This window comes from Kingella pumchi (genome assembly GCF_022288825.1).
GTDB classification, from domain to species: Bacteria; Pseudomonadota; Gammaproteobacteria; order Burkholderiales; family Neisseriaceae; genus Kingella_D; species Kingella_D pumchi.
The window spans coordinates 41,622-49,483 of record NZ_JAKOOW010000021.1 but is presented as its reverse complement, the minus strand read 5'-3'; the positions used below and the strand labels follow the sequence as shown (position 1 = coordinate 49,483).

The following is a 7,862-nucleotide window of genomic DNA, read 5'->3' as shown; positions in this document are numbered from 1 at the left end:
TTTTTTTTTTGTCTTTCCAGCAGCCAAGCAGCCTGAAAGGCTTGTTTCGATATTGTTTATCAATTACATTCTGTAAATCGGATTATCGATGAATTGGAGCGGTTTATGGGTATGGATGAAAACGAACGCTATGCTTGGGTGCAGTTGGCGTTAACGCCCTATATCGGCGCGGAAAGTTTTTTGCGGCTGTATCAGCATTACGGCAGCGCGCAAGCGGCATTGCGGGCGCCGGCATCGGAAGTGCGGCGTTTGGCGGTTCACGGCAATCAGGCCGCAACTGCATGGACAGATAAAGACCAAGCCCGTATGGCGGCGGATGAAGCGCTGGAGTGGGAGCGACAAGCGGGCTGCCGTTTGCTGCTGCTGTGCGATGACGATTATCCGATGATGCTGAACGAAGGTTTGACTGCTCCGCCATTGCTGTTTTTACGCGGCAACAGCGAATTGCTGCAACGGCCGGCGGTAGCGATTGTCGGTAGCCGCCATGCCACGCCGCAGGCCATGCGTATTGCCTGTGATTTTGGCCGGGACTTGAGCGGGCGCGGTATTACCGTAGTTTCCGGTATGGCGGCGGGAATTGATACCGCCGCGCACACCGGTGCGCTGCAGGAGCAGGGCGGTACGATTGCGGTGTGGGGCACCGGTATTGACCGTGTTTATCCGCAGTCAAACAAAGCGCTGGCGCACAAAATTGCCGAATCGGGGCTGATTGTTTCCGAATTTCCACTCGGTACACGGCCGCTGGCGGGCAATTTCCCGCGCCGCAACCGCCTAATCGCCGCGCAAAGCCATGCCGTGTTGGTGGTGGAGGCCGCGGTGGGCAGCGGCTCGCTGATTACCGCATCGCAGGCGGCGGAAATGGGGCGCGAAGTGATGGCGGTGCCCGGTTCGATTGATAATCCGCACAGCAAAGGCTGCCATCATCTGATTAAAAACGGCGCCAAGCTGGTGGAATGCAGCGACGACATTCTCAGCGAGTGTCCCGCGCTCGTCCCGCTTTCAGGCAGCCTGAAAACCAAAAAGGCAGACAACAAGCAGCCTGAAAAAGCTTCCGCTGCCAAGCGCCGCCCCCAATCTGCCATCCACCTTCCCGCAACCGCAGCAAAGCAGCCTGAAAACCCAGAAGCCGATATTCCGGAGCAGACGCCGCCCGTTGCCGTTTCGTCGGACGACGAACACCCGCTGCTGCGTGGGATGGGTTACGGCGCGGTGCATCCCGATGTGCTTGCCGAAAGCCTGTCGCTGCCCGCGGCCGACGTATATGCCTGCCTGGTTGAATGGGAGCTGGACGGCATCGTTGCCGCCATGCCCGGCGGGCGTTATCAGCGCATCCGCTAAACCGGATAATGCGTTTTCGCTTTTTTAGGCTGCCTGAAAGCAAAAAAGCAGCCTGAAAAACAGACAAATGCCCCAATATGCTTGCAAAGTGGCCGGTTCTTGTTAGAATCGGCCGCGGACGCAATCCCGCAACACCAATAACCAAGGAAACCTTTATGACGCAAAATCTTTCGCAATTTACCAACAGCCACACCTTATCGGATCCGGAGGTTACGCTGCAGAAAACCTACGGCCTGCTTTCCCTGTCGTTCATTCCCTGCGCCGCCGGCGCTTTGCTGGGCATGGCCTTCAACCCCTTTGCCATGCTCGGCGGCGGTTGGGCAAGCGTGATTGTGATGATGGCGTTTTTCTACGGCATGTGTTTTGCCATTGAGAAAAACCGTTACAACAAAACCGGCGTTACCCTGCTGATGGTGTTTACTTTCGGCATGGGGCTGATGCTCTCGCCCCTGCTGCAATACAGCGCCAATTTCAGCAATGGCGGCGGCTTGGTGGCAACCGCCGCGCTGATGACGGCCGGCATTTTCTTCAGCATGACCACGCTCGCCCGCCGTTTGAACTTCAATACCAACGCGCTCGGCCGTTCGCTATCGATGGGTGTGATTGTGCTGATGATTGGCGTGGTGGCCAATCTGTTTTTCAATATTCCCGCTTTATCGCTGGCCTTGGCTGCCGTTTTTGTGATTGTCAGCTCGCTGATTATCATGTGGCAAGTGCGTACTGTAATTGAAGGTGGCGAAACCAGCCACATCAGCGCTGCGCTTACCATCTTTATTTCCATCTACAACATCTTCAGCAGCCTGCTGCGCCTGCTGCTGGCCTTTGCGGGTAGCGACGATTAAACCCGGTTCCCGTGTTTCAGGCTGCCTGAAACGCGAAATGCAGCACCCAAATTTTCAGGCTGCCTTCGATGATTCGAAGGCAGCCTGAAAAGTTTTGGGCGTTTGGTGTTTGGCAGACCATTTAGGCTTCCAGTTTTTCCAGCCCACCCAAATACGGGCGCAGAGCGGCGGGGATGTTGATGCTGCCGTCGGCGTTTTGGTGGTTTTCCAGCACCGCCACCAAAGCGCGGCCGACGGCCAGACCCGAGCCGTTGAGCGTGTGCACCAGGCGATTTTTGCCGTTTTCGTCTTTAAAGCGCGCCTTCATGCGGCGGGCTTGGAAGTCTTCGCAGTTTGAGCAGCTGGAAATCTCGCGGTAGGTGTTTTGCGCGGGCACCCACACTTCCAAATCGTAGGTTTTGGCCGCGCCGAAGCCCATGTCGCCGGTGCACAGGGTAATCACGCGGTAGGGCAGTTCGAGCGCTTTGAGAATGTTTTCAGCGTGGCCGACCATCTCTTCCAGCGCGGCGTAAGACTGATCGGGGTGCACGATTTGCACCATTTCCACTTTGTCGAACTGGTGCTGGCGGATCAGGCCGCGCGTGTCTTTGCCGTGCGAGCCGGCTTCGCTGCGGAAACAGGGCGAGTGGGCGGTGAGTTTCAGCGGCAGGGCTTTTTCCGGTAGGATTTGGCCGGCTACGGTATTGGTCAGCGTTACTTCGGCGGTGGGAATCAGATACTGGGTGTGCTTGGTTTCATCGCCGCCACGGGTAACGTGAAACAGGTCTTCGCCGAATTTGGGCAGCTGGCCGGTGCCGAACAGCGCCGAATCGTTGACGATATAGGGCGTGTAGCATTCGGTGTAGCCGTGCTGCCGGGTGTGGGTGTCGAGCATAAACTGCGCCAGCGCGCGGTGCAGGCGGGCAATCGGACCTTTCATCAGGCTGAAGCGGGCGCCGGAGAGTGTGGCGGCGGTTTCAAAATCCAAGCCCAGTTTTTCACCCAAATCAACATGGTCGCGAACGGTAAAATCAAATTCGCGCGGCGTGCCGATGCGGCGCACTTCCACATTGTCGTTTTCGTCTTCGCCCACCGGCACGCTTTCGTGCGGCAGGTTGGGAACGGCGGCCAGCCACGCTTCTAATTCCTGCTGGATTTGCGCCAGCGCCGCTTCGTTGGCGATCAGGCTGTCTTTGATGCGGGCGACTTCAGCCATCGCCGCTTCGGCTTCGGCGTGCTTGCCTTGGCCTTTGAGGGCGCCGATTTGCTTGGAGGCGCTGTTGCGCTGCGCCTGCAGCTCTTCGGTGGCGGTTTGCAGCTGTTTGCGCTGCGCTTCCATGTTTTCAAAAGCGGTGCTGTCCAAAGCAAAGCCGCGCTGCGCCAGCTTGGCGGCAACGGCGGCGGGATCGGCGCGGAGCAGTTGGATGTCGAGCATATCGGTTCCCGTATGTAAAGAAATGGCAAAGGCGGTATTCTAATGGAAACGCCGCCGCCGTGCAGCTTTCGAGCGCTGCCGGAGTGTATTCAGGCAGCCTGAAAAGCAGGGTGTGGCGGAGAATCGTTTGTAAAAATAAAATCCTGTAAAAAAACGCCGGCGCGCGTCTTGACGCTCTTTCAGGCTGCCTGTATATTTCGCCCTTTCATGCGGGGCGTAGCGCAGCCTGGTTAGCGCATCTGCTTTGGGAGCAGAGGGTCGTGAGTTCGAATCCCACCGCCCCGACCACATGAATCAGCCCGCAAGCGAATGCGCCCGTAGCTCAACTGGATAGAGCACCGACCTTCTAAGTCGGGGGTTACAGGTTCGATTCCTGTCGGGCGCGCCAAAAAGTTTTATGGTGGCTGTAGCTCAGTTGGTAGAGCCCCGGATTGTGATTCCGGTTGTCGTGGGTTCGAGCCCCATCAGCCACCCCAAATAAAAACCGCACCTGCTTCAGGTGCGGTTTTGCTTTGCCCGACGTTTTCAGGCTGCTTTTCAGACAAAGGCAGCCTGAAAACTTATTTGTGTGAAAAACGGGTAATGCCGCGTTCGCAGACGAAATAATCGGTGCGGATGTCGTGTACTTCGGTGGGGAAGTCGTCGCAAAGCTGGCAGGCAAAGCCGATGCCGATTTTTTTCGGCTGCAGCCGCCCGCGCGTGGCACCGAGGCTGACGTCGTAATAACCGCCGCCCTGGCCGAGCCGGTAGCCGCGCGAGTTGATGCCGACCAGCGGCAGCAGCATGGCGTGCAGCCGTTCGGCACGGATTTTCCGACCGGCAAACTGCGGGATTTTCAGGCTGCTTTTGCCGCGCGGGTGCTCGGTTTTCGCCTTGCCGGCAGGGTAGGGGGTAAACCACAGCCGCAGCGAACGGCTGTCGATATAGGGCAGATAGATTTGCGCGCCGCGGCGGCGGGCGCTGCGGATAAAGTTGTCGAGCCGCATTTCGCTGCCCACCGGCCAATACACGGCGATGCGTTTGCCACGACGGATAAAGCGCTTGAGCAGGCGGTTGGCCTGTATTTCGGCGCGCTGTTTTTCGGCCGGCGACAGGGCGGCACGCCGGCGGCGCAGGGCTTGGCGCAGGGCTTTTTTGCCGTTCATGCGTTTCAGCCGCGGCCGGTGCTGCCGAAGCCGCCTTCGCCGCGCTCGCTGGCAGCAAAGTCGCTAACCACTTCAAAAGCAGCCTGAACCACGGGCACAATCACCATCTGCGCAATCCGCTCGAAAGGTTGGACGGTAAAGGCGCTTTGGCCGCGGTTCCATACCGAAACCATCAGTTCGCCCTGATAGTCGGAGTCGATCAGGCCGACGAGATTGCCGAGAACGATGCCGTGTTTGTGCCCCAAGCCGGAGCGCGGCAGAATCATCGCCGCCAGATTGGCATCGGCCAGATGGATGGCGATGCCGGTGGGGATCAGCTCGGTTTGGCCGGGTTGGAGAATGAGTTCGCGCTCGATGCAGGCGTGCAAATCCAGGCCGGCGGAGCCCTGGGTGGCGTAACGCGGCAGGCGCTCCTGCATTTGCGGGCGGACGATTTTGAGTTGGACGGTTTGTTTGGACATGGCGGGTTTCCGTTGGTTTTGGGCGCTTAACGGCGGCTGCCTTCGCGCCACATATAGTAGTCGCGCAGCGGCGGTACGGGCGGGTTGAGACAGTGCGGACAGATCAGGGTGGTTTCTTCGTCTTCATCTTCGTAGTCGATGTGCGAAGCGTTGGGGTCGAAGCGGCTTTGCTGCATCACCGCTTGCACCAGCGCCTGCTCTTGGACGACATCGAAGTCGAAACGTTCGAGAATTTCGTCAAGCAGCGCCTGCTCAGGTGGAGTGAAGCCGGCGGCATTGCGGCGAATCATGCCGGCGTAGTCGGGATTGCGGATTTTTTGGTCGAGTAACGGATACATGATGTTTTCAGGCTGCCTGAAAGCGCTGCGGCAGCCGGCAAAAAAAGCGCCATGATACCCGAATCTGCCGGCGGACGGCAGCGCGGCGAAGCATGCCGCTTCGCTGCGTTTTCAGGCTGCTTTGCCGGCCGGCGCAGTTGGGCGGTGCGGGGAATTCGAGTACAATGCCCGCCGTTTTGCCGCAAGGCTTGGTAACGAGAGGAATTGGGATGGACGGATCGGTTTGGCAGCAGAAATGGGTAATCGGCAACTGGAAAATGAACGGCCGGCTGCAGGACAATAATGCTTTGGTGCACAATTTGCGGACGCTGCCGGAAATGCCGCGCGTCTGCATCGGCATCGCGCCGCCTACGGTTTATCTGCTGCAGGCTTTCAATGCGGTGCAGATTGTTCTCGACAATCCCATCCGCACTTGCGCCCAAGACGTCAGCCGCTTTGCCGGCAAGGGCGCCTATACCGGTGAAGTGTCCGCCGAAATGCTTGCTGATGTGGGCGTGGACATCGTGCTGATCGGCCATTCCGAACGCAGCCTGTATTTCAATGAAAAAAACGATACCCAGCGCCACAAAATCGAAAACGTGCTGAAAGCCGGCATTACGCCGCTGCTGTGCGTGGGCGAAAGCTTGGAAGAGCGCGAAGACGGGCGCGAAAAAGAAGCTGTGGCTTACCAGTTGTCGGTATTGAAAGGGCTGCCGACCAAGAATTTTGTTGTCGCATACGAGCCGGTTTGGGCGATCGGCACCGGAAAAGTTGCCACAAAAGAGCAGATTGCCGATATGCACGAATTTATTTACCGCGAAGTCTTGTTATTGTGTGGTGAAGGTGTTAATATCCGCGTCCTTTACGGCGGCAGCGTTAATGAAAAGAACGCCGCCGAAATTTTTAGCGTGCCGCATGTCGATGGCGCACTTGTCGGAGGCGCATCGCTGAAATACGAATCTTTCAGCGCTATTATTCGCGCCGCACAAGAAGCTTGAAAACATTATGGTAGCGTTTAAGACCCTGATTTGGATTATTAATATTTTCTCCTCTTTGTCGATTATCGTGCTGGTTTTGATGCAGCAGGGCAAAGGGGCAGATGCCGGAGCCGGTTTAAGCGGTACCGGCAGCGCGCAGGGCGTATTCGGTTCGGGCGGTAACGCCACATTCCTAACCCGGATGACTGCCATCGCCGCCGCAGTATTCTTTGCTTCCGCACTCGCTTTGAGCTACATCCACTCCAATGCCGCCGGCACCACACTGGATTTCAGCAGCGTGAAGCAGAAAAAACAACCGGCCGCAGGCCATACCACTCCCAGCCAGCAGCAGCCGGCATCCGGAGTAAACAACTGAGTTAAAGTCTATTGCCGACATGGTGGAATTGGTAGACACGCTATCTTGAGGGGGTAGTGACCGTAGGTCGTATGAGTTCAAGTCTCATTGTCGGCACCACATTAGAAAAGCCTGCTAAATCAGCAGGCTTTTTCTTGCTTTTCATTTGCGACACATTGTGATAGACGGAAATAAAAAAGACCGCGGTTTGCGGTCTTTTTCTAATTTGGTGCCCGGGGTCGGACTCGAACCGACACGCCTTGCGGCGGGGGATTTTGAGTCCCCTGCGTCTACCAGTTTCGCCACCCGGGCGGCAGCAAAGCGGGCATTATAGTTTTTTTTCGGCGTTTGTCAAAAGAATGTGCGTGAAAACGGGATGGTTTCCGAATAAATATTTGTTGAAATATCGTTTTTAGTTTTATTTTTGGGTCTTTTCAGGCAGCCTGAAAAGGCAAATTAAAGATATTTGCCCGCTTTTCTTTTTGTGATTAAACGGTTATAATCCGCAAAATTTTTCATGTTTACTTTTAACTGAGAAATGGCCCCCGCAGGCCATTTTTTGTTTTTTATAGCAGATGTAAATGGATATTCAGCAAATTTTAGACAAAACCCTGCCGGGTTTGGGTTACGAGCTGGTGGATTCCGAATTGGATGCCCACGGCACCCTGCGCGTATTTATCGACAAAGAAGGCGGCATTACCGTGGAAGACTGCGCTACCGTCAGCAACCACCTGAGCCGTTTGTTTGCGGTGGAAGACATCGACTACCGCAATCTGGAAGTGTCCAGCCCCGGCTTGGACCGCCCTTTGAAGAAAGCAGCCGACTTCGTGCGTTTTTCAGGCAGCCTGATCAAGTTGAAAACCCGCTTGCCGGTGGACGGGCAGAAAAACTTTATCGGCCGCATCGAGGGTTTTGACAACGATGTATTGGCCTTGTCTTTCGACGGCAAGACCGTTGCCATCGAACTTTCCAATATCGACCGCGCCCGAATCAAGCCGGAATTTAAATTTTAA

General features: G+C 56.4%; 9 protein-coding genes and 5 tRNA genes. 9 read left to right on the top strand and 5 right to left on the bottom strand.

The window, feature by feature from the left end; translation table 11 throughout:
- Window positions 1–111 precede the first annotated feature (111 nt).
- Both dprA and MB824_RS04885 read left to right on the top strand, forming a co-directional pair.
- Window positions 112–1,338: a DNA-processing protein DprA gene (gene dprA, locus MB824_RS04890; protein ID WP_238746495.1), complete on the top strand. Its 1,227-nt coding sequence runs from the start codon at window positions 112–114 to the stop codon at window positions 1,336–1,338.
- A 155-nt stretch (window positions 1,339–1,493) separates the two neighbouring features.
- Window positions 1,494–2,180 carry a Bax inhibitor-1 family protein gene (locus MB824_RS04885; protein ID WP_238746437.1) on the top strand — a complete coding sequence of 229 codons (687 nt, stop codon included), beginning with the start codon at window positions 1,494–1,496 and terminating at the stop codon, window positions 2,178–2,180.
- 121 nt (window positions 2,181–2,301) lie between these two features.
- Here the strand turns inward: MB824_RS04885 and serS are convergent, their stop codons facing one another.
- On the bottom strand, window positions 2,302–3,594 hold the full coding sequence (serS, locus tag MB824_RS04880) for a serine--tRNA ligase (protein ID WP_238746436.1): 1,293 nt from the start codon (window positions 3,592–3,594) through the stop codon (window positions 2,302–2,304).
- A 210-nt stretch (window positions 3,595–3,804) separates the two neighbouring features.
- On the opposite strand from serS, the gene MB824_RS04875 reads away from it, so the two are divergent.
- The 3 genes from MB824_RS04875 to MB824_RS04865 all read left to right on the top strand — a co-directional run bounded on the left by MB824_RS04875 (window position 3,805) and on the right by MB824_RS04865 (window position 4,070).
- Window positions 3,805–3,882: transfer RNA gene (locus tag MB824_RS04875), tRNA-Pro, on the top strand.
- Window positions 3,883–3,905: 23 nt separating this feature from the next.
- A tRNA-Arg gene (locus MB824_RS04870) sits at window positions 3,906–3,982 on the top strand.
- 12 nt (window positions 3,983–3,994) lie between these two features.
- Window positions 3,995–4,070 (top strand) — tRNA-His (locus MB824_RS04865).
- Between the two features lie 84 nt (window positions 4,071–4,154).
- Here the strand turns inward: MB824_RS04865 and MB824_RS04860 are convergent.
- Genes MB824_RS04860 through MB824_RS04850 form a run of 3 tightly spaced genes read right to left on the bottom strand, consistent with a single transcriptional unit; the run spans window position 4,155 to window position 5,538 of the window.
- On the bottom strand, window positions 4,155–4,739 hold the full coding sequence (locus MB824_RS04860) for a 5-formyltetrahydrofolate cyclo-ligase (RefSeq protein ID WP_238746435.1): 585 nt from the start codon (window positions 4,737–4,739) through the stop codon (window positions 4,155–4,157).
- Between the two features lie 5 nt (window positions 4,740–4,744).
- Window positions 4,745–5,200 carry a dUTP diphosphatase gene (dut, locus tag MB824_RS04855; RefSeq protein ID WP_238746434.1) on the bottom strand — a complete coding sequence of 152 codons (456 nt, stop codon included), beginning with the start codon at window positions 5,198–5,200 and terminating at the stop codon, window positions 4,745–4,747.
- A gap of 26 nt (window positions 5,201–5,226) precedes the next feature.
- Entirely contained in the window at window positions 5,227–5,538 is a 312-nt protein-coding gene (locus MB824_RS04850) for a hypothetical protein (protein WP_238746433.1), read from the bottom strand.
- 209 nt (window positions 5,539–5,747) lie between these two features.
- Here MB824_RS04850 and tpiA point away from each other — a divergent pair, with 209 nt between their 5' ends.
- The 3 genes from tpiA (at window position 5,748) to MB824_RS04835 (ending at window position 6,969) form a co-directional block, all read left to right on the top strand.
- The gene (gene tpiA / locus MB824_RS04845) at window positions 5,748–6,515 is read left to right on the top strand and encodes a triose-phosphate isomerase (protein ID WP_238746432.1); all 768 of its coding nucleotides are present in this window, start codon (window positions 5,748–5,750) and stop codon (window positions 6,513–6,515) included.
- A 7-nt stretch (window positions 6,516–6,522) separates the two neighbouring features.
- Window positions 6,523–6,870, top strand: a complete 348-nt coding sequence (gene secG / locus MB824_RS04840; RefSeq protein ID WP_238746431.1) for a preprotein translocase subunit SecG — start codon at window positions 6,523–6,525, stop codon at window positions 6,868–6,870.
- A 13-nt stretch (window positions 6,871–6,883) separates the two neighbouring features.
- Window positions 6,884–6,969: transfer RNA gene (locus MB824_RS04835), tRNA-Leu, on the top strand.
- Window positions 6,970–7,076: 107 nt separating this feature from the next.
- Here the strand turns inward: MB824_RS04835 and MB824_RS04830 are convergent.
- Window positions 7,077–7,161 (bottom strand) — tRNA-Leu (locus MB824_RS04830).
- Window positions 7,162–7,430: 269 nt separating this feature from the next.
- Between MB824_RS04830 and rimP the strand changes: the two genes are divergently transcribed.
- The gene (gene rimP / locus MB824_RS04825) at window positions 7,431–7,862 is read left to right on the top strand and encodes a ribosome maturation factor RimP (protein ID WP_238746429.1); all 432 of its coding nucleotides are present in this window, start codon (window positions 7,431–7,433) and stop codon (window positions 7,860–7,862) included.